Source organism: Embleya sp. NPDC059237, from assembly GCF_042754105.1.
Classification (GTDB): Bacteria; Actinomycetota; Actinomycetes; order Streptomycetales; family Streptomycetaceae; genus Embleya.
The window spans coordinates 173,109-192,880 of sequence record NZ_JBHZAE010000022.1 but is presented as its reverse complement, the minus strand read 5'-3'; the positions used below and the strand labels follow the sequence as shown (position 1 = coordinate 192,880).

Genomic DNA, 19,772 nt, shown 5'->3' with positions numbered 1-19,772 from the left:
CCGGACGAACGAGGGGATGTAGGGCGTGACTGTGCTCGACGAGATCATCGACGGTGTCAACGCCGACCTCGCCGAACGACAGGCCCGCGTATCCCTTGACGAGATCAAGGAACTCGCGGCCCAGGCGCCGGCGCCCCGCGACGCGGAGAGCATCCTGCGCGGCGACGGCATCGCCGTCATCGCCGAGGTCAAGCGCTCCAGCCCCTCCAAGGGCGCGCTCGCCGCGATCGCCGACCCGGCGGGCCTCGCCGCCGACTACGAGTCCGGCGGCGCCTCCGTGATCAGCGTGCTCACCGAGCAGCGCCGCTTCGGCGGCTCGCTCGACGACCTCGACGCGGTCCGCGCCGCGGTCGACATCCCGGTCCTGCGCAAGGACTTCATGGTGACGAGCTATCAGCTGTGGGAGGCCCGCGCGCACGGCGCCGACGTCGCCCTGCTGATCGTCGCGGCCCTGGAGCAGAACGCGCTGATCTCGTTGATCGAGCGCTCCCGCTCGATCGGTCTCACCACCATCGTGGAGGTCCACGACGAGGAGGAGACCGCCCGCGCGCTCGACGCCGGCGCCACCGTGATCGGGGTCAACGCCCGCAACCTCAAGACCCTCGAGGTGGACCGCAACAACTTCGCCCGGATCGCCCCGCTGATCCCGGACACCTGCGTGCGCATCGCCGAGTCCGGCGTGCGCGGCCCGCACGACCTGATCGCCTACGCCAACAACGGCGCCGACGCCGTCCTGGTCGGCGAGTCGCTGGTCACCGGGCGCGACCCGCGCAGCTCGGTCGCCGACCTGGTCGCCGCCGGCGCCCACCCGGCGATCCGGCACGGGCGCGGCTGAGGGCGCGGGCACGATGAGCATGGACCCGCGACTGGCCCGGGGCTGCAAGCCCCGCGGCTGTCGCGCGCCCGCCCGCCGGGTGCGTGGCCGCCGCGTGCGGTACGTGATCGGCTGCGAGCCCGGCCAGGTGCCGGGCAGCCGATGGCGCCGACACGTTTCCTGACCCACCCGTCAGCAACGTGCCGTCCCACGGCATGCCACACCGACAAGGACCCCGCATGTCCAGCACTGCCCAACTGCCGGATCCCTCCGGCCACTTCGGCGTCTTCGGCGGGCGGTTCCTGCCCGAGGCGCTGATCGCCGCCCTCGACGAGCTGACCGCCGCCTACGACAAGGCCAAGGACGACCCGCAGTTCCAGGCCGAGTTCACCGGCCTGCTGCGCGACTACGCCGGTCGCCCGAGCATCATCACCGAGGCGCCCCGCTTCGCCGAGCACGCCGGTGGCGCGCGGATCATCCTCAAACGCGAGGACCTCAACCACACCGGCTCGCACAAGATCAACAACGTGCTCGGTCAGGCCATCCTGACCAAGCGCATGGGCAAGACCCGGGTGATCGCCGAGACCGGAGCCGGCCAGCACGGCGTGGCCACCGCCACCGCGTGCGCGCTGCTCGGCCTCGAGTGTGTCGTCTACATGGGTGAACTCGACACCCAGCGCCAAGCGCTCAACGTGGCCCGGATGCGGGTGCTCGGCGCCGAGGTGATCCCGGTGGCGATCGGCTCGCGCACCCTCAAGGACGCGATCAACGAGGCGCTGCGCGACTGGGTCGCCAACGTCGACACCACCCACTACCTCCTCGGCACCGCGGCCGGCGCGCACCCCTTCCCGGCGATGGTCCGCGACTTCGTCCGGGTGATCTCGGTCGAGGCCCGGCAGCAGGTGCTCGACCTGACCGGGAAGCTGCCCGACGCCGTCTGCGCGTGTGTCGGCGGCGGCTCCAACGCGATCGGCGCCTTCCACGCGTTCATCCCCGACGAGGGCGTGCGGCTGTACGGCTTCGAGGCGGGTGGCGACGGCGTGGAGACCGGACGGCACGCCGCCTCGATCACCGGCGGCTCGATCGGCGTACTGCACGGCGCGCGCACCTACCTGCTCCAGGACGAGTACGGGCAGACGCAGGAGTCGCACTCGATCTCGGCCGGCCTGGACTACCCGGCCGTCGGGCCCGAGCACGCCTGGCTGCACCAGACCGGCCGGGCGATCTACCGGCCGATCGACGACGCCCCCGCGATGGAGGCGTTCCGGCTGCTGTGCCGCACCGAGGGCATCATCCCGGCGATCGAATCGGCGCACGCCCTCGCCGGCGCGATCGAGGTCGGGCGCGAACTCGGCCCCGACGCGACCATCCTGGTCAACCTCTCCGGGCGCGGTGACAAGGACATGCACACCGCCGCCAAGTACTTCGATCTCCTCGACGCGGAAGCGGAGCAGTCGTGACCGGCACCGGTACCACCACCAGGCTCACCGAGGTGCTGGCCGCGGCCCGCGCGGACAACCGCGCCGCGCTGGTCGGATACCTCCCGGCGGGCTACCCCTCCGTCGAGGGCTCCGCCGCCGCGATGCGCGCGATGGTCGAGGGCGGCTGCGACATCATCGAGGTCGGCCTGCCGTACAGCGACCCGCAGATGGACGGGCCCGTCATCCAGCGCGCCGTCGAACACGCGCTGGAGCACGGCACCAACACCCACCACGTGATCGACAACGTGCGCGCGGTCGCCGAGACCGGCGCCGCCACGCTGGTGATGTCCTACTGGAACCCGATCGAGCGCTACGGCGTCGAGCGGTTCGCGAGCGAGTTGGCCGCGGCCGGCGGCAGCGGGGTGATCACCCCCGACCTGATCCCGGACGAGGCACACGAGTGGATCGCCGCCACCGACCGCCACCGGCTGGACCGGATCTTCCTGGTCGCGCTGTCCTCCTCCGACGAGCGCATCGCCTACACCACCCGACACTGCGGCGGTTTCGTCTACGCCGCCTCGGTGATGGGCGTCACCGGCGCCCGCGCCTCGGTGAGCACGCTCGCGGGCGACCTGGTCGCACGCACGCGCGCCACCACCGATCTGCCGGTGTGCGTGGGCCTGGGCGTCTCCACCGCCGCCCAGGCGGCCGAGGTGGCCGGCTACGCCGACGGCGTCATCGTCGGCTCCGCGTTCGTCCGCGCCCTCCTGGACGCGCCGAACGAACAGGCCGGCCTGGACGCCGTCCGCGCCCTGGCCGGCGAACTCGCCGAGGGCGTCCGCAAGCGCTGACCGCCCCCGAAGCTCTCATCCCGTGTAAAAACCCAACAAAATGAGCACCGGCTGACCGACGGCCGCCGCAGCACTCCAGCGGCGGCCGTCGGCATGCCGCGTGCCATCCACCCCAACCCCCATCGGAGGAACCCGCATTGAGCGCCAAGACCAGGACCAACCGAACGCCCGTCATCCTCGCCGTCGTCGGCGTGTTCGTGGTCGCGGTGCTGGCCGCCGTCCTGGGCGTCGTGCTCACCACGGGCAACGAGAGCAAGAGCGAGGACTCCGGCCCCGCGGCACAGCCGACCGGCGCCAAGGCGGCCATCCGCGACGTCGACCTCGCGAGCCTGCCCGCCGCCGTGCGGGCCGACGGCACCATCCGCGTCGGCGGCGACGCGGCCCCGGTCACCGTCACCGTGTACGAGGACTTCCGCTGCCCCTTCTGCAAGCGCTTCGAGGCCAACTTCGGCCCCCTGCTCGCCGACTACATCCAGGCCGGGAAGATCAAGGTCGACTACCACATCGCGTCCTTCCTGGACGGCAAGCTCGGCGGCACCGGATCGGTCAAGGCCGCCAACGCCGCGCGCTGCTCGGTCGACACCGGCAGGTTCGCCGCGTACCACGCCGTGCTGTTCAAGAACCAGCCCGACGAGTCCGAGGACGGCTACACCACCGGCCGCCTCCTGGACCTGGCCGGCCAGGTCCAGGGCCTGCGCGGCGAGACCTTCGACGCGTGCGTGAACACCGACGCCAACGCCGCCTGGGTGAGCGCCTCCGAGAGCACGTTCGAACTCTCCGGCGTCTCCGCCACGCCCGCGATCGCCGTCGACGGAAAAATTCTGGACTCCGGGAACTCGGCCATGCGTTCGCCCGACAACCTTCGTGAACTGCTCGACCAACGCCTGGGGAACCCCGGGAGTGGTAAGGCGGCGCTCGGACAGGAACCTCAGGCGCCTTCGGCCGGTTAGACAGGACATGTGCCGGTCCGGGTGCGGGGGACCAGTGGACCGGCCGTCCCTGAACCTCACCCGTCGTGACGGAGGTCAGACCGTGGGAAGCAAGACGATCGAGCCGGCGGCCGAGCGATGAGCGCGACGGCCGGCCCGACCGGGGCGAGAGCGGCAGGCCCGACCGGGGCGAGAGGGGCGGGCCCGCTGGCGGGTCTGCGGCCGTACGTACCGTGGATCGGCCTCGCCGCCCGGCTCGGCCTGGCCTTCGTCTGGGCGTACGCCGGCTGGGAGAAGGCACTCGACCCCGACCAGGCCGCCTACGCGGTCCGCGGCTACGACGTGCTGCCCGACGGCCTGGTCGACCCCGTCGGCTACGCCCTGCCCTACCTGGAACTGGGCCTGGCCCTGCTCCTGGTGTTCGGCCTGGGCACCCGGCTCGTCGCGTCCCTGTCCGCGCTGCTCCTGCTCGTGTTCATCGCGGGCATCGCCCAGGCGTGGGCGCGCGGCCTGGCGATCGACTGCGGCTGCTTCGGCGGCGGCGGTCCGGTCGAGCCGGACAAGACCGCGTATCTCGAGGAGATCCTGCGGGACTGCGGCTTCCTGCTGCTCGCGATCTGGCTGATCGTCTTCCCTCGCACTCGGCTGTCCGCCGACGCCTGGCTGTTCCCGGAGGAACCGCCGTACGACGAGGACTTCGAGGACGAGGACGAGGACGACGAGGACGCCGACGAGGACGAGGCGCACACGGTGGCGGACGAGCACCGCGGGGACGCGAACCGGAACCCCGGAACCCGGGAACTGAAAGGCCCTGAGATCACGTGAGCTCGAAGAATTCGGCAGGCAAGCGCACCGCGCGCGAGCGGATGGCCCAGGAGCGCGCCCGCCAGGAGGCGGCCGCCAAGCGCAAGCGGATGTTGATCATCGCCGGCGCCGTCGTGGCCGTCCTCGCGGTCGTCGCCATCATCGGCGTGGTCGTCGGCACGTCCAAGACCAACAAGAAGAAGGGGCCCTGGAAGGACGCGCTCGCCCAGCCCGCGAGCGCCCCGCCCAACCTGTCCGCGGACGGCCTGGGCGTCCCGGTCGGCAGCAACCCCAACGCCCCCTCGCTGATCATGTACGAGGACTTCCGCTGCCCGATCTGCCACGAGGTGGAGAAGGCGCTCGGCCCCACCCTGCGGCAGATGGCCGACGCCGGCACGATCAAGATCGACTACCACATCGCCTCGTTCCTGGACGGCAAGCTCGGCGGCAACGGCTCCAAGTACGCGGCCAACGCGGCCGGGTGCGCGCAGACCGCGGGCAAGTTCGCGCCGTACCACGACACGCTCTTCGCGAACCAGCCGGACGAGTTGAACGACAAGTTCGGCAACCGGTCCTACCTGCTCGACCTCGCGAGCAAGGTCGACGGCCTGCGCTCGCCGACCTTCGACCAGTGCGTGAACGACCTGAGCTACGCCGGGTGGGTGAACAACGTCGAGGATGCGTTCCAGCACGCCAAGATCGGTGACACCCCCGTCACCGGCACCCCGACCGCCGGCATCAACGGCAAGACCATCGACCTGATCGTCAAGGGCCGTGGCCTGGCCACCCCCGACGAGGTGCGCGCGCAGATCCTGGCGGCGATCAAGTAGTCACCGTCCGTCGCCGCACGAGCGGGCGCGACCCCGAAATCCCCGGGATCGCGCCCGTTCGCACGTGCCCGCCGGCACACGTATCCCCCCGCACCCGGTAGCGTCGTACCCGCCATGGACCTCGCATTCATTCCCAGCCCCTCGCGCGGACAGATCGACCTCGGTCCGATCCCGCTGCGCGGCTACGCGCTGTGCATCATCCTCGGTGTCGTCCTCGCGATCTGGCTCGGCGAGCGCCGCTGGGTCGCCCGCGGCGGTCGCGCCGGCACGGTCGGCGACATCGCCGTGTGGATGGTGCCCTTCGGCCTCGTCGGAGGCCGCCTCTACCACGTCGTCACCACGCCGGAGCCGTACTTCGGCGACGGCGGCGACCCCATGCAGGCGTTCGCCGTCTGGAAGGGCGGCCTCGGCATCTGGGGGGCGATCGCGCTCGGCGCGGTGGGCGCCTGGATCGGCTGCCGGCGCCGGGGCATCCCGTTGCCCGCGCTGGCCGACGCGCTCGCCCCGGGCATCGTGCTCGCCCAGGCGGTGGGCCGCTGGGGCAACTGGTTCAACCAGGAGCTCTACGGCCGCGAGAGCGACGTGCCGTGGGCGGTGAAGATCGACGGCGACCACAACGTGATCGACCCCGGCCAGAGCGGCACCTTCCACCCGACGTTCCTGTACGAGTCGTTGTGGTGCATCGGCGTCGCCGCGCTGGTGATCTGGGCCGACCGTCGCTTCAGGCTCGGCCACGGCCGGGCGTTCGCGCTCTACGTCGCGGGCTACACGGTGGGCCGATTCTGGATCGAATACATGCGCGTCGACGACGCCGAACACGTGCTCGGCATGCGGCTGAACAACTGGACGGCGATCCTCGTCTTCGCCGGTGCCCTCGTCTACATCTGGGTCTCGGCCCGCAAGCACCCCGGCCGCGAGGCCCCGGAGACGCTGCGCGGACACGACCCCGAGGGCGGGGACGACGCGGAGGCGGTCGGGACGGACGCGGACGCGAAGACGGTCGACGCGGATGCGGTCGACGCGGACGCGGAGCAGACCGACGCGGACGCGAAGAACGCCGCCGTCGACCTCGGGAAGTCAGACCGCCCCGCCCCCGTCGACGCCGACGCGGACGCGGCTGCGACCGACGCCGAGCCCGGCCCGGACGACGCCGGGGAACACGCCGGCTCCGGCCCGCGCAAGGCCGCCGACAAGGGCTGACCGACCCACGCCGAAGGCCGTCCGAACCCGCACCCACCTGCGGGTTCGGACAGCCTTTCCTGGCCGGCGGCACCCGGCGGCGAACCGGTAGCGTCGTGGCCCCAGCGTGACGAGAGGGCCGAACGAACCGTGAAGACCAGCCACATAGCCGCCGAGGTGCCCGACCCCGCCCCGGAGCTCGGACACCAGGACGGCATCGACCACACCCACCGCGACATCGGCGGCGGCTGGCTGCGCCCGGCCGTATTCGGCGCGATGGACGGACTGGTCTCCAACTTCGCGCTCATCTCCGGCATCGTCGGCAGCGACGCGACCCCCAGGACCGTGGTGGTCACCGGCCTTGCCGGACTGGCCGGCGGCGCCTTCTCGATGGCGGCGGGGGAGTACACCTCGGTCGCCTCGCAGGCCGAACTGGCCCGCGCCGAGGTCGAGGTCGAACGCCGCGAGCTGTGCCGCAGCCCCGAGGCCGAACAGCGCGAGCTGGCCGAGCTGTACATCGCCCGCGGCCTGGACGAGGACCTGGCCGTCGAGGTGGCCCGGCAGCTGTCCCGCGACCCCGAGCTGGCCCTGGAGATCCACGCCCGCGAGGAACTGGGCGTCGACCCGCACGACCTGCCCTCGCCGTGGCTGGCGGCCGGCTCCTCGTTCGCCTTCTTCGCCATCGGCGCGCTGCTCCCGCTGCTGCCGTACCTGCTCGGGGCGACCAGCCTCGCGCCCGCGCTGATCCTGACCGCCCTCGGCCTGTTCGGCGCCGGCGCCGTGGTCTCCCGGGTCACCGCCCGGCCGTGGTGGTTCGGCGGAACCCGTCAGTTGGTACTCGGCGCGGCGGCGGGCGGACTGACCTACCTGCTCGGCCTGCTGATCGGCCGACAGGTATGAGAGGCACCCGCGAAGTGAACGCGGCGTGATGCGTCCGTAACCTGCGCGTAGCCCGGCGACCCCACCCGGAAACCCATCGCCATAACGGTCCGAGACGTGCGGTTTCGTCGCCCGGATGGTCGGGAATGAGCCACCCGATATGCCAAGGCGACCGGCTCGGCGCAGCGCTCGACGGCCGGGCCGAATCACCCTGGTGACCGCATGGTGAGACGGGTTTGTCCCGGGTTCCGGATAGACGTACTGATCGTGTAACCTGCACGAAATCGCAGAGGGCCAACGTCGTCCCTGTTGCGCACCACACGCCACGACGACGACGGGAGCGCCCATGCCTCCTGCCATGCCCGCATCCTCGGGCCCCCTCTTCTCCGCGATTCCCGCGGCCCAGGGGTTGTACGACCCCCGTAACGAGCACGACGCCTGCGGTGTCGGATTCGTGGCCACGCTCACCGGCGAGCCCAGCCACGACATCGTCGACCAGGCGCTGACCGTCCTGCGCAACATGGAACACCGCGGCGCCACCGGCGCTGAGCCCGACACCGGCGACGGCGCGGGCATCCTGATCCAGGTCCCCGACGCCTTCCTGCGCGAGACGGCCGGCTTCGCGCTGCCCGCCGCCGGCGGCTACGCGGTCGGCATCGCCTTCCTGCCCGACGACGACGTGCACGCGGGCCGCGCCAAGTCCTCCATCGAGCGCATCGCCGCCGAGGAGAACCTGCGCGTGCTCGGCTGGCGCGAGGTGCCCACCACGCCCGGCCTCGTCGGCAACGGCGCCCGCGCCACGATGCCGCGCTTCGCCCAACTGTTCGTGGCCGGCGTCGACGACACCGTCACCGGCATCGCCCTCGACCGGCTCGCCTTCGCGCTGCGCAAGCGCGCCGAGCGCGAGGTCGAGGTCTACTTCGCCTCGCTGTCCGCGCGCACCCTGGTCTACAAGGGCATGCTCACCACGGGACAGCTGGAGCCGTTCTTCCCCGACCTGTCGGACCGGCGCCTGGCGTCCGCGATCGGCCTCGTGCACTCGCGGTTCTCCACCAACACCTTCCCGGCCTGGCCGCTCGCCCACCCGTACCGCTTCATCGCGCACAACGGCGAGATCAACACGGTCAAGGGCAACCGCAACTGGATGGCCGCGCGCGAGTCCATGCTCGCCACCGACCTCATCCCCGGCGACCTCAGCCGGCTGTACCCGATCTGCACGCCCGACGCATCCGACTCGGCGTCCTTCGACGAGGTCCTGGAACTGCTCCACCTCGGCGGCCGGCCGCTGCCGCACGCCGTGCTGATGATGATCCCCGAGGCGTGGGAGAACCACGCCACGATGGACCACGCCCGGCGCGCCTTCTACAAGTTCCACGCCACCGTGATGGAGCCGTGGGACGGCCCGGCCTGCGTCACCTTCACCGACGGCAGCCTCATCGGCGCCGTCCTGGACCGCAACGGCCTGCGGCCCTCGCGCTACTGGGTCACCGACGACGGCCTGGTCGTGCTCTCCTCCGAGGTCGGCGTCCTGGACATCGACCCCGCCCGGATCGTGCGCAAGGGCCGACTCCAGCCCGGCCGGATGTTCCTGGTCGACACCGAGGCCCGGCGGATCGTCGAGGACGACGAGATCAAGACCGCGCTCGCCGCCGAACACCCCTACCAGGAATGGCTGCACGGCGGCCTGATCAACCTGGAGGACCTGCCCGAGCGCGAACACGTCGTGCACACGCACGCCTCCGTCTCGCGCCGCCAGCAGACCTTCGGCTACACCGAGGAAGAACTCCGCGTCATCCTCGCGCCGATGGCCCGCGCCGGCGGCGAACCGCTCGGCTCGATGGGCACCGACAGCCCCATCGCCGCGCTCTCCACCAAGCCCCGACTGCTGTTCGACTACTTCGTCCAGCTCTTCGCCCAGGTCACCAACCCGCCGCTGGACGCGATCCGGGAAGAACTGGTCACCGCGCTCGGCAGCTTCGTCGGCCCCGAGGGCAACCTCCTCGACGCCCAACCCGCCGACTGCCGCAACGTCGTACTGCCCTTCCCGGTGCTGGACAACGACGAACTCGCCAAGCTCATCCACATCAACCTCGACGGCGACCAGCCCGGCCTCAAGGCCGTCACCATCTCCGGGCTCTACCCGGTCGACGGCGGCGGCGCCGCGCTGGCCAAGCGGCTCGAGGAGATCCGTGCCGAGGCCACCCGCGCGATCGCCGACGGCGCCCGCATCGTGGTGCTGTCCGACCGCCACTCCGACGCCGAACACGCGCCGATCCCCTCGCTGCTGCTCACCTCCGCCGTCCACCACCACCTGATCCGGACCAAGACCCGGACCCGGGTCGGACTGATCGTCGAGGCCGGCGACGTCCGCGAGGTGCACCACGTCGCGCTGCTCATCGGCTACGGCGCGGCCGCCGTCAACCCCTACCTGGCCATGGAATCCGTCGAGGACCTGGTCCGCGAGGGCGTCTTCCTCAGCGACATCGCCCCCGAACAGGCGATCCGCAACCTGATCAAGGCGCTCGGCAAGGGCGTGCTCAAGGTGATGTCCAAGATGGGCATCTCCACCGTCGCCTCCTACCGCGGCGCCCAGGTGTTCGAAGCCATCGGCCTCGCCGAGGACTTCGTCGCCGAATACTTCACCGGCACCACCAGCAAGCTCGGCGGCATCGGCCTCGACATCGTCGCCGAGGAGGTCGCCCGCCGGCACGCCAAGGCCTACCCGCCCACCGGCATCGCGCCCTCGCACCGCCGGCTGGAGATAGGCGGCGAGTACCAGTGGCGCCGCGAGGGTGAACCGCACCTGTTCGACCCGGAGACCGTCTTCCGGCTCCAACACTCCACCCGCACCCGCCGCTACGACATCTTCAAGAAGTACACCGCGCGCGTGGACGAGCAGTCCAAGCGACTGATGACGCTGCGCGGCCTGTTCGGCTTCCGCGACGGCGTGCGCGAGCCCGTCCCGATCGACGAGGTCGAACCGGTCTCCGAGATCGTCAAGCGGTTCTCCACCGGCGCGATGTCCTACGGCTCCATCTCGATGGAGGCGCACCAGACGCTCGCCATCGCGATGAACCGGCTCGGCGGCAAGTCCAACACCGGCGAAGGCGGCGAGGACCCCGAGCGGCTCCACGACCCCGAGCGGCGCTCGGCGATCAAGCAGGTCGCCTCCGGGCGCTTCGGCGTCACCAGCGAATACCTGGTCAACGCCGACGACATCCAGATCAAGATGGCCCAGGGCGCCAAGCCCGGCGAAGGCGGCCAACTGCCCGGGCACAAGGTGTACCCGTGGGTCGCCCGCACCCGGCACTCCACCCCCGGCGTCGGCCTCATCTCCCCGCCGCCGCACCACGACATCTACTCCATCGAAGACCTCGCCCAACTCATCCACGACCTCAAGAACGCCAACCCCGCGGCCCGAGTGCACGTCAAGCTCGTCGCCGAGGTCGGCGTCGGCACGGTCGCGGCAGGCGTGTCCAAGGCGCACGCCGACGTGGTGCTCATCTCCGGGCACGACGGCGGCACCGGCGCCTCACCGCTCACCTCGCTCAAGCACGCGGGCGGCCCCTGGGAACTCGGCCTCGCCGAGACCCAGCAGACGCTGCTGCTCAACGGCCTGCGCGACCGCATCGTCGTGCAGACCGACGGCCAGCTCAAGACCGGGCGCGACGTGCTCGTCGCGGCACTGCTCGGCGCCGAGGAATACGGCTTCGCCACCGCGCCGCTCGTGGTCTCCGGCTGCGTGATGATGCGCGTGTGCCACCTCGACACCTGCCCCGTCGGCGTCGCCACGCAAAACCCCGTGCTGCGCGAGCGGTACAACGGCCAGGCCGACCACGTTGTCAACTTCTTCGAGTTCATCGCCGAGGAAGTGCGCGAACTGCTCGCCGAACTCGGCTTCCGCACCCTGGAAGAGGCTGTCGGTCACGCCGAACTCCTGGACACCGCCGCGGCGATCGAACACTGGAAGGCCGAAGGGCTCGACCTCACGCCGCTGTTCCACGTGCCCGCGCTCCCCGAGGGCGCCGCACTGCACCGCACCGGCCCCCAGGACCACGGGCTGGCCAAGGCGCTGGACAACCAGCTCATCCAGCTCAGCGCCGACGCCCTGGAACGCGGCGAGAAGGTCGTCATCAACCTGCCGGTGCAAAACACCAACCGCACCGTCGGCACGATGCTCGGCCACCAGGTCACCAAGCGCTACCGCGGCGCCGGACTGCCCGACGACACCATCGACATCACACTCACCGGCTCCGCCGGCCAGTCGTTCGGCGCGTTCGTGCCCAAGGGCATCACCCTGCGGCTCGAAGGCGACGGCAACGACTACGTCGGCAAGGGCCTGTCCGGCGGCCGGATCATCGTCCGCCCCCACCGCGCCGCGACCTTCGCCGCCGAGGACAACATCATCGCCGGCAACGTGATCGGCTACGGCGCCACCGGCGGCGAGATCTACCTGCGCGGCGTCGTCGGCGAACGCTTTTGCGTGCGCAACTCCGGCGCCACCGCCGTCGTCGAGGGCGTCGGCGACCACGGCTGCGAATACATGACCGGCGGCCGGGCCGTCGTCCTCGGCCGCACCGGCCGCAACTTCGCGGCCGGCATGTCGGGCGGCATCGCCTATCTCCTCGACGCCGACCCGAACAACATCAACACCGAACTCGTGGGCATCGAGAACCTCGACGCCACCGACCGCGCCGAACTGCACGACGTTGTGCGCCGGCACCACGAGGAGACCGGCTCGGCCGTCGCCGAAGCCCTGCTCTCCGACTGGGACGCCGCCTCCCGGCGCTTCACCAAGATCCTGCCCAGGGACTACAAGGCAGTGCTCGCCGCCAAGGACGCCGCCGAGCGAGCCGGTCTCCCCGAGACCGAGATCGTCCAGAAGATGATGGAGGCGGTTCATGGCTGACCCGAAGGGCTTTTTGACCACGCCCCAACAGCTCGGCACGCGGCGCCCCGTCGACGTGCGCATCCGGGACTGGAAGGAGGTGTACGAGGAGCGCACACTGCTCCCGATCATCACCGAACAGGCCGGCCGCTGCATGGACTGCGGCATCCCGTTCTGCCACAACGGCTGCCCGCTGGGGAACATCATCCCCGAGTGGAACGACCTGGTCTGGCGCGACGACTGGCAGGCCGCGAGCGAACGCCTGCACGCCACCAACAACTTCCCGGAGTTCACCGGGCGGCTGTGCCCTGCGCCATGCGAGGCCGCGTGCGTGCTCGGCATCAACCAGGCGCCGGTCACCATCAAGAACGTCGAGGTCTCGATCATCGACCGGGCGTGGGACGACAACAACGTCGCCCCGCAGCCGCCCGACCGGCTCTCCGGCAAGACCGTCGCGGTGATCGGCTCCGGCCCCGCCGGCCTCGCCGTCGCCCAGCAGCTCACCCGGGCCGGGCACACCGTGGCCGTCTACGAGCGGGCCGACCGGATCGGCGGACTGCTGCGCTATGGCATCCCCGAATTCAAGATGGAGAAGCGGCACATCAACCGGCGCATCGAACAGATGCGCGCGGAAGGCACCAAGTTCTACACCGGCATGCAGATCGGCACCGACCTGGACGCGGCCAAGCTGCGCCGGCGCTACGACGCGGTGGTGATCGCGGCCGGCGCCACCGCCGCGCGCGACCTGCCGATCCCCGGACGCGAGTTCGGCGGCGTGCACCAGGCGATGGAATACCTGCCGTTCGCCAACAAGGTGCAGGAGGGCGACCTCGTCGCCTCGCCGATCGACGTGGCCGGGAAGCACGTGGTGATCATCGGCGGCGGCGACACCGGCGCCGACTGCCTGGGCACCGCGCACCGCCAGGGCGCGGCCTCGGTCACCCAGCTGGAGATCATGCCCCGGCCCTCGGAGGAGCGACCCGCCGCGCAGCCGTGGCCGACCTACCCGATGACCTATCGGGTGGCCAGCGCGCACGAGGAGGGCGGCGAGCGCGTCTACGCCGTCAACACGCAGGAGTTCGTCGGCGGCGCGGACGGGCGGGTCAGGGCGCTCAAGCTGGTCGAGGTCGTGTTCGAGGACGGCCGCTTCGTACCGGTGCCCGGCAGCGAGCGGGAGATCCCGGCCGACTTCGTCTTCCTGGCGATGGGCTTCACCGGGACCGACCGCTCCAACGGGCTGGTCGAGCAGTTGGGCCTGGCCCTGGACGAGCGCGGCAACGTGGCGCGCGACGAGGCGTTCGCGACCAACGTCGACGGCGTGTTCGTGGCCGGCGACGCCGGACGCGGGCAGTCGCTGATCGTCTGGGCGATCGCCGAGGGCCGCTCGTGCGCGGCGGCGGTGGACGGCTGGCTGACCGGCGGGACCAACCTGCCGGCGCCGATCCGGCCGACCGATCGACCGCTCACGGTGTGACGCAGCGCGACCACACGGGTCGGGATTGAATATGTGACGAAAGTCGCGTGAACGAGAAAGGGCGCCGCCGTTGCGGCGCCCTTTCCGCATGCCGGAAAAGCGCCATATACCGGACGCGGGTACGGCTTACCCGGCGGTAGGAACTAGGCTTTGGGACCATGCGTCGAGCCAAAATTGTCTGCACCCTGGGTCCTGCCACAAATTCGTATGAACAGATCCGCACGCTGGTCGACGCAGGCATGGATGTAGCCCGCTTCAACCTCAGCCACGGCGCGTACGCCGAGCACGAGGAGCGTTATCACCGCGTCCGTCGGGCATCCGACGAAACCGGTCGCAGCGTCGGCATCCTCGTCGACCTCCAGGGCCCGAAGATCCGCCTGGAGACCTTCGCCGAAGGCCCCGTGCTCCTGGAGCGCGGCGACGAGTTCACGATCACGACCGAGGACGTCCCCGGCGACAAGCACGAGGTCGGCACCACCTACAAGGGGCTGACCGCCGACGTCACCAAGGGCGAGCGGATCCTGATCGACGACGGCCGGGTCACCCTGGAGGTCGTCGACGTCGAGGGCCCGCGCGTACACACGATCGTCATCGAGGGCGGGATGGTCTCCGACCACAAGGGGCTCAACCTGCCCGGCGTGGCGGTGAGCGTCCCCGCGCTGTCCGAGAAGGACATCGAGGACCTCAAGTGGGGCCTCGCGCTCGGTGCGGACATGATCGCGCTGTCGTTCGTGCGTGCCGCGAGGGACATCGAGGACGTCCACAAGATCATGGACGAGGTCGGTGTCCGGCTGCCGGTGATCGCCAAGATCGAGAAGCCGCAGGCGGTGGACAACCTCGAGGAGATCGTCCACGCCTTCGACGCCATCATGGTCGCCCGCGGCGACCTGGGCGTCGAGATGCCGCTGGAGGCCGTGCCGATCGTGCAAAAGCGCGCGATCACGCTGGCCCGGGCCAACGCCAAGCCCGTCATCGTCGCCACCCAGATGCTCGACTCGATGATCAGCGCCTCGCGTCCCACCCGGGCCGAGGCATCCGACGTCGCCAACGCCGTCCTGGACGGCACCGACGCGGTGATGCTCTCGGGCGAGACCTCGGTGGGCAAGTATCCGATCGAGACCGTCAAGACCATGGCGCGGATCGTGGTCGCGGCGGAGGACTCCACCGCGATGCAGGAGGAGATCCGCACCATCGCCGGCCCGCGCACACAGGGCGGGGTGATCGCGAAGGCCGCGATCGAGATCGCCGAGCGGCTCGACGCCAAATACCTGGTCGCGTTCACCCAGAGCGGCGACACGGGTCGCCGGCTGTCGCGCTACCGCTCGATGATCCCGATGCTGGCCTTCACCCCGGAGCCGGCGGTGCGCAGCCGGCTGGCCCTCACCTGGGGCCTGGAGACCTTCCTCGGCCCGCTGTGCAGCCACACCGACGAGATGGTCCGCCAGGTGGACGCGGCCCTGCTGGCCATCGGCCGCTGCAAGAAGGGCGACCTGGTCGTCATCACGGCCGGCTCCCCGCCCGGCGTCCCCGGCTCCACCAACCTGATCCGCCTGCACCACATAGGGGATCTCCCGGCCGAGTAGTAGTCGGTCCTCGCACGACTGATGGTCCGTCACCCGCCCCGGTGGATGACGGACCATCAGTACTTGGGCCCCACGTGCTCATCCATCAGCGCGACGGATGTCCGCCGGGCAACGGAGAGGTTGTTGCGCCGAGCGAACTTCCACTCGACACCGAGTTCGTCCAGCGTCGTGGTCATGATCCGCATGATGTCGGCGGACTCGTTGGTGAAGAGGTAGCGGGGATACTCATAACGCTTGCGCTCACCCGCGACGACGCGCGTGGTCCAGTTGGTGATCCGACACCCATCGGAGTGAATCAACCCACGCACGAGCGCCCACGGCTCACCCCGCACGATGTCCCGCTGCCAGGACTCCAACACGATCGCCCGCTCATGCTTGCGCCCGGGCCCATGCTGGGGGAACAGACACGGCCAGTGCTTCCAGAGCGACGTGACCATGTGACAGCCCTGACGAGGCGTACGAAAGACGTTGCTCCCGGGGCGAATCGCACGCATCGCTGCCTCGCACTCGTCCATCAGACCGGGCCAGACGTCTCCACAGGCGATCCGCAGCCCGTACACACCTTTCGCGTAGCCGCTGAGGCAGCCGTCGCCCAGATAGAGGCCGAGCAGATAGGCGTAGTCCCGGCCGGGTTCCGGCGCGGTGGGGACTCCGGTGCAGCGAACACAGCCCGTGGGTCGCGCCGGTTCGACGCGGACCCGCCATGACCGCATGGCGGCGCGCGAGATCCCGGTTTCCTTGCTCACCGAGTTCAGACTGCGCCCACCGTCGAGGAGCCGAAGTGCCGCCAGACGCGTCGTCGTGTCGTACATACGCGCGGGCCGTCAGTATTTGGGGCCGACATGTCGGTCCATGAGCGCGACGGAGGCCCGGCGGGCGACGGAGAGAAGGTTTCGTCGGGCGAATTTCCACTCGACACCGAGTTGGTCCAGTGTCGTGCCGAGGATCCGCATGATGTCGGTGGACTCGTTGGCGAAGAGGTAGCGCGGGTATTCGTAGCGTTTGCGCTCGCCGGCCACGACCTTCGTCGTCCAGTTCACGATCCGGCAACCGTCGGAGTGAATCAGTCCACGCACGAGCGCCCAGGGTTCGGCGCCGACGATGTCCTGCTGCCAGGGTTCGAGGACGATCGGTCGCTCGTGCTTGCGGCCGGGGCCATGCTGGGGGAACAGACAGGGCAAGTGCTGCGAGTAGCGCTTGACGTCCGTACAGCCCGGCCGAGGTACGAAGTTCGGCGCAGGGCCCGGAAGAACCCTGGACATGGCGTTCGCGCACTCTCGGATCAGGCCCGGCCAGGCATCGGCGCAGTAGATGGAGATGCTGTAGGTGCGCGGGTGGGCCGCGATATGGCCGTCGCCGAGGTAGAGACCGAGAAGGTAGGCGTACGAGCCGCGATCGATCTCGAGGTCGTCACCGTGACAGCGAAAGCAGGGAGCGAGACGTCGGCCGGGAAGCTCACCGTGCCGAAAACGTTCCATGTGTAGCCAGTAGCCCACGGTCCCAGAGGGGACGCGCAGCCTTCGAGCCACCTCGGCGTTGGTGACGCCGGTGTGCAGCAGATTGAGTGCCTGGCGGCGAAGATCCGGGTTGGTCATGGGCCCACCGTGGACCGCAGACACCCACTGGATCAGGCGTTCGAGTGCGATTCACTCGATCGGACCAGTTGGTGCCCCGGGTCGGACTCGAACCGACACTGTATGGGTTTTGAATCCATTGCCTCATGCCAATTGGGCTACCGGGGCGGCTGAGCTGGGCTTTTCACCGTTTGGCGGGAAACCCAACACCTGCACGCGGAACACCATACCGCGTCTCGGTACCCTCGTGTCCGCACCATTTCTCTGATCGAGGAGCCACGTGACCGCCGCCACGCAGCCGCCCGCCGCAGAGCAGGACAGTCGGCGCGCCCGTGTCGTCATTGCCGAGGACGAGGCGCTGATCCGGCTCGATCTGAAAGAGATGCTGGAGGAAGAGGGGTACCACGTCGTCGGGGAGGCGGGGGACGGGCAGCGGGCCGTGGAGTTGGTGGAGGAGTGTCGGCCCGATCTGGTCATCCTCGATGTGAAGATGCCGATATTGGACGGCATCTCGGCGGCCGAGCGGATCGCCCAGGCGCGGCTCGCACCGGTGCTCATGTTGACCGCCTTCTCGCAGCGCGAGCTGGTCGAGCGGGCCCGGGACGCGGGGGCGATGGCCTACCTGGTCAAGCCGTTCACCAAGGGCGACCTCGTTCCGGCGATCGAGATGGCCGTCTCGCGTTACACCGAACTGGCCGCCCTGGAGCGCGAGGTGGGCGATCTCACCGCGCGGCTGGAGACCCGCAAGCTCGTGGACCGGGCGAAGAGCGTGTTGCAGGAGAAGTACGGGATGTCGGAGCCGGAGGCGTTCCGGTGGATCCAGAAGGCATCGATGGACCGTCGGATGTCGATGCGCACCGTGGCCGAGGTGGTCGTGTCCGGGGGCGATGTCGCCGACTGATCCGAGATTGTCGATTCAGCTACGAACCCGTCCGGTTCCCGACAAACCGGACGGGTTCGTCGTTTTTCCGGCAGCTGATGATCATATTTGATCACTTTGGATCGTAAGAATTCGTTTCCAGTTTCTTTTGGATTACATCTGGTTACGGGCGCATCACATCTCCGTCGGCGGACTGCCGCTGCCGTTCCGGCCGGACTACATTCCGGGCACCGCATGTTCATCGCGGTTTGTGAAGGCGCCCCGATGCGGGCTCCGAACTTTTTCTACAAGGGGTTGGGGTTTGCTGTGCTCAAGCGACGCGTGATCAAAATCGCGCTGCCCATCGCGGCAGCGGCACTCGTGCTTTCCGCGTGCGGCAGTGACGATGACGGCGACAAGAAGAAGGACGGGGGCAGCACCGCTCCCGGCAACTCCGGCGGCGGTAACAAGCCGACCTGGACCATCGGTTTCCAAGCGGGCCTCTCGGGGGAGAATGCTCAGCTTGGCATCAATGAAGAGAACGGCGCTCGGCTCGCCGTCGAGCAGGCCAACGCGAAGGGCGATCTTCCCTTCACGCTCAAGTTCAAGACCTCGGACGACGAGGCATCGGAGACCAAGTCGGTCTCCGCTGCGCAGAAGCTGATCGACGACAGCAATGTTGTTGCCGTTATCGGCCCCGCCTTCTCCGGCCCGACCAAGGCCGCGTCGCCGAACTACGCCAAGGCGAAGCTCGCCACGGTTTCCCCGTCCGCGACGAACCCGTCCCTGACGAACCCGGAGAACAATTTCACCGCGTTCCTGCGGGGTGCGCCGAACGACAACGCCCAGGGCGGCGGGATGGCGAAGTACCTGTCGAAGAAGCTCCAGGTCAAGAAGGTCTTCGTCGTCGACGACAAGACCGAGTACGGCGTGGGTCTGTCGAAGGTCGCCAAGGACGAGTTGACCAAGGCCGGCGTCCAGGTGGTCTCGGACAGCGTGCCGAAGGCCACCCCGGACTACGGTCCGATCTCCACGAAGATCAAGAACTCCGGCGCGGACGCCATGATCTACGCGGGCTACTACCAGGACGGCGCGCCGTTCGCCAAGAAGCTGAAGGAAGCGGGCTTCAACGGCCCGAAGTTCTCCGGTGACGGCACCAACGACGCGCAGTTCGTCTCGCTGGCCGGCGACGCCGCCAACGACTGGTTCCTCACCTGCCCGTGCGCCGACGCCAACGTCGAGGCGGCCACGAAGCAGTTCACCGAGGACTACAAGAAGCGCTTCAACACCAACCCGAGCACCTACTCGGCGGAGTCGTTCGACATCGCCAACCTGGTGATCGACCAGATGAAGTCCTTCGGTGCGGAGAAGATCACCCGCGAGGCGATGCTCACCAAGCTCAAGGGTGCCTCGTACAAGGGTCTGACCAAGACCTTCAAGTTCAAGCAGAACGGTGAATTCGACGGCGCCACGACCTTCATCTACCAGGTCAAGGGCGGCAAGATCGGCTACATGGGCGACATCGACCAGCTCGTGGGCGGCTGACCTCCTCGTCGAGGACGTCGCCACCTGACGATCGGGCCCGGGCCTTCCCGGAGTTTCGGGAGGGTCCGGGCCCGTCCGGTTTTCTTGAGGAAGCTTTCCTTATGCAACCTGATGAAATCCTGGATTACCTTATTCCAGGGAT

Annotated in this window: 16 protein-coding genes and 1 tRNA gene; 14 read left to right on the top strand and 3 right to left on the bottom strand. The window is 69.5% G+C overall.

Annotated elements, in window-relative coordinates:
* The first annotated feature begins 25 nt into the window (after nt 1-25).
* From trpC to pyk, 12 genes are all read left to right on the top strand, one after another.
* Entirely contained in the window at nt 26-835 is an 810-nt protein-coding gene (gene trpC / locus ACFXKZ_RS44810; RefSeq protein ID WP_380011426.1) for an indole-3-glycerol phosphate synthase TrpC, read from the top strand.
* A gap of 31 nt (nt 836-866) precedes the next feature.
* On the top strand, nt 867-998 hold the full coding sequence (gene trpM, locus ACFXKZ_RS44805) for a tryptophan biosynthesis modulator TrpM (protein ID WP_380011470.1): 132 nt from the start codon (nt 867-869) through the stop codon (nt 996-998).
* A 55-nt stretch (nt 999-1,053) separates the two neighbouring features.
* Complete coding sequence (trpB, locus tag ACFXKZ_RS44800) at nt 1,054-2,274, top strand: tryptophan synthase subunit beta (protein WP_380011423.1); 1,221 nt, start codon at nt 1,054-1,056, stop codon at nt 2,272-2,274.
* Nucleotides 2,271-3,086, top strand: a complete 816-nt coding sequence (gene trpA / locus ACFXKZ_RS44795) for a tryptophan synthase subunit alpha (protein WP_380011420.1) — start codon at nt 2,271-2,273, stop codon at nt 3,084-3,086. The genes trpB and trpA overlap by 4 nt, the downstream gene beginning before the upstream one ends.
* Before the next feature lie 137 nt (nt 3,087-3,223).
* Entirely contained in the window at nt 3,224-4,036 is an 813-nt protein-coding gene (locus ACFXKZ_RS44790) for a DsbA family protein (protein WP_380011417.1), read from the top strand.
* A 117-nt stretch (nt 4,037-4,153) separates the two neighbouring features.
* The gene (locus ACFXKZ_RS44785) at nt 4,154-4,840 is read left to right on the top strand and encodes a MauE/DoxX family redox-associated membrane protein (RefSeq protein ID WP_380011414.1); all 687 of its coding nucleotides are present in this window, start codon (nt 4,154-4,156) and stop codon (nt 4,838-4,840) included.
* Complete coding sequence (locus ACFXKZ_RS44780) at nt 4,837-5,649, top strand: DsbA family protein (RefSeq protein ID WP_380011411.1); 813 nt, start codon at nt 4,837-4,839, stop codon at nt 5,647-5,649. Before ACFXKZ_RS44785 ends, ACFXKZ_RS44780 begins: the two co-directional genes overlap by 4 nt.
* 114 nt (nt 5,650-5,763) lie before the next feature.
* A complete protein-coding gene (lgt, locus tag ACFXKZ_RS44775; RefSeq protein WP_380011408.1) occupies nt 5,764-6,849 on the top strand; it encodes a prolipoprotein diacylglyceryl transferase in 1,086 nt (361 codons plus the stop codon).
* A gap of 129 nt (nt 6,850-6,978) precedes the next feature.
* Entirely contained in the window at nt 6,979-7,728 is a 750-nt protein-coding gene (locus ACFXKZ_RS44770; protein ID WP_380011405.1) for a VIT1/CCC1 transporter family protein, read from the top strand.
* Nucleotides 7,729-8,065: 337 nt separating this feature from the next.
* The gene (gltB, locus tag ACFXKZ_RS44765) at nt 8,066-12,616 is read left to right on the top strand and encodes a glutamate synthase large subunit (protein ID WP_380011402.1); all 4,551 of its coding nucleotides are present in this window, start codon (nt 8,066-8,068) and stop codon (nt 12,614-12,616) included.
* The gene (locus tag ACFXKZ_RS44760) at nt 12,609-14,069 is read left to right on the top strand and encodes a glutamate synthase subunit beta (RefSeq protein WP_380011400.1); all 1,461 of its coding nucleotides are present in this window, start codon (nt 12,609-12,611) and stop codon (nt 14,067-14,069) included. The genes gltB and ACFXKZ_RS44760 overlap by 8 nt, the downstream gene beginning before the upstream one ends.
* 158 nt (nt 14,070-14,227) lie before the next feature.
* The gene (pyk, locus tag ACFXKZ_RS44755) at nt 14,228-15,652 is read left to right on the top strand and encodes a pyruvate kinase (protein ID WP_380011397.1); all 1,425 of its coding nucleotides are present in this window, start codon (nt 14,228-14,230) and stop codon (nt 15,650-15,652) included.
* Between the two features lie 56 nt (nt 15,653-15,708).
* Here the strand turns inward: pyk and ACFXKZ_RS44750 are convergent, their stop codons facing one another.
* The 3 genes from ACFXKZ_RS44750 to ACFXKZ_RS44740 form a co-directional block, all read right to left on the bottom strand.
* On the bottom strand, nt 15,709-16,464 hold the full coding sequence (locus tag ACFXKZ_RS44750) for a transcriptional regulator (protein WP_380011394.1): 756 nt from the start codon (nt 16,462-16,464) through the stop codon (nt 15,709-15,711).
* A 12-nt stretch (nt 16,465-16,476) separates the two neighbouring features.
* Nucleotides 16,477-17,247, bottom strand: coding sequence for a helix-turn-helix domain-containing protein (locus ACFXKZ_RS44745; RefSeq protein ID WP_380011391.1), 771 nt, complete (start codon nt 17,245-17,247; stop codon nt 16,477-16,479).
* A 69-nt stretch (nt 17,248-17,316) separates the two neighbouring features.
* Nucleotides 17,317-17,394 (bottom strand) — tRNA-Leu (locus ACFXKZ_RS44740).
* Between the two features lie 112 nt (nt 17,395-17,506).
* Here ACFXKZ_RS44740 and ACFXKZ_RS44735 point away from each other — a divergent pair.
* Together ACFXKZ_RS44735 and ACFXKZ_RS44730 are read left to right on the top strand one after the other, a co-directional pair.
* A complete protein-coding gene (locus ACFXKZ_RS44735) occupies nt 17,507-18,127 on the top strand; it encodes an ANTAR domain-containing response regulator (protein WP_126641271.1) in 621 nt (206 codons plus the stop codon).
* Nucleotides 18,128-18,340: 213 nt separating this feature from the next.
* Nucleotides 18,341-19,630 carry a branched-chain amino acid ABC transporter substrate-binding protein gene (locus tag ACFXKZ_RS44730; RefSeq protein WP_380011388.1) on the top strand — a complete coding sequence of 430 codons (1,290 nt, stop codon included), beginning with the start codon at nt 18,341-18,343 and terminating at the stop codon, nt 19,628-19,630.
* The last annotated feature ends 142 nt before the right edge of the window (nt 19,631-19,772 follow it).

Excerpts from the sequence above, each read along its gene's own strand:
- trpB (WP_380011423.1), top strand. The coding sequence starts at position 1,054 with ATGTCCAGCACTGCCCAACTGCCGGATCCCTCCGGCCACTTCGGCGTC.
- ACFXKZ_RS44785 (WP_380011414.1), top strand. The coding sequence starts at position 4,154 with ATGAGCGCGACGGCCGGCCCGACCGGGGCGAGAGCGGCAGGCCCGACC.
- lgt (WP_380011408.1), top strand. The coding sequence starts at position 5,764 with ATGGACCTCGCATTCATTCCCAGCCCCTCGCGCGGACAGATCGACCTC.
- gltB (WP_380011402.1), top strand. The coding sequence starts at position 8,066 with ATGCCCGCATCCTCGGGCCCCCTCTTCTCCGCGATTCCCGCGGCCCAG.
- ACFXKZ_RS44760 (WP_380011400.1), top strand. The coding sequence starts at position 12,609 with ATGGCTGACCCGAAGGGCTTTTTGACCACGCCCCAACAGCTCGGCACG.
- pyk (WP_380011397.1), top strand. The coding sequence starts at position 14,228 with ATGCGTCGAGCCAAAATTGTCTGCACCCTGGGTCCTGCCACAAATTCG.
- ACFXKZ_RS44750 (WP_380011394.1), bottom strand. The coding sequence starts at position 16,464 with ATGTACGACACGACGACGCGTCTGGCGGCACTTCGGCTCCTCGACGGT.
- ACFXKZ_RS44745 (WP_380011391.1), bottom strand. The coding sequence starts at position 17,247 with ATGACCAACCCGGATCTTCGCCGCCAGGCACTCAATCTGCTGCACACC.
- ACFXKZ_RS44730 (WP_380011388.1), top strand. The coding sequence starts at position 18,341 with ATGTTCATCGCGGTTTGTGAAGGCGCCCCGATGCGGGCTCCGAACTTT.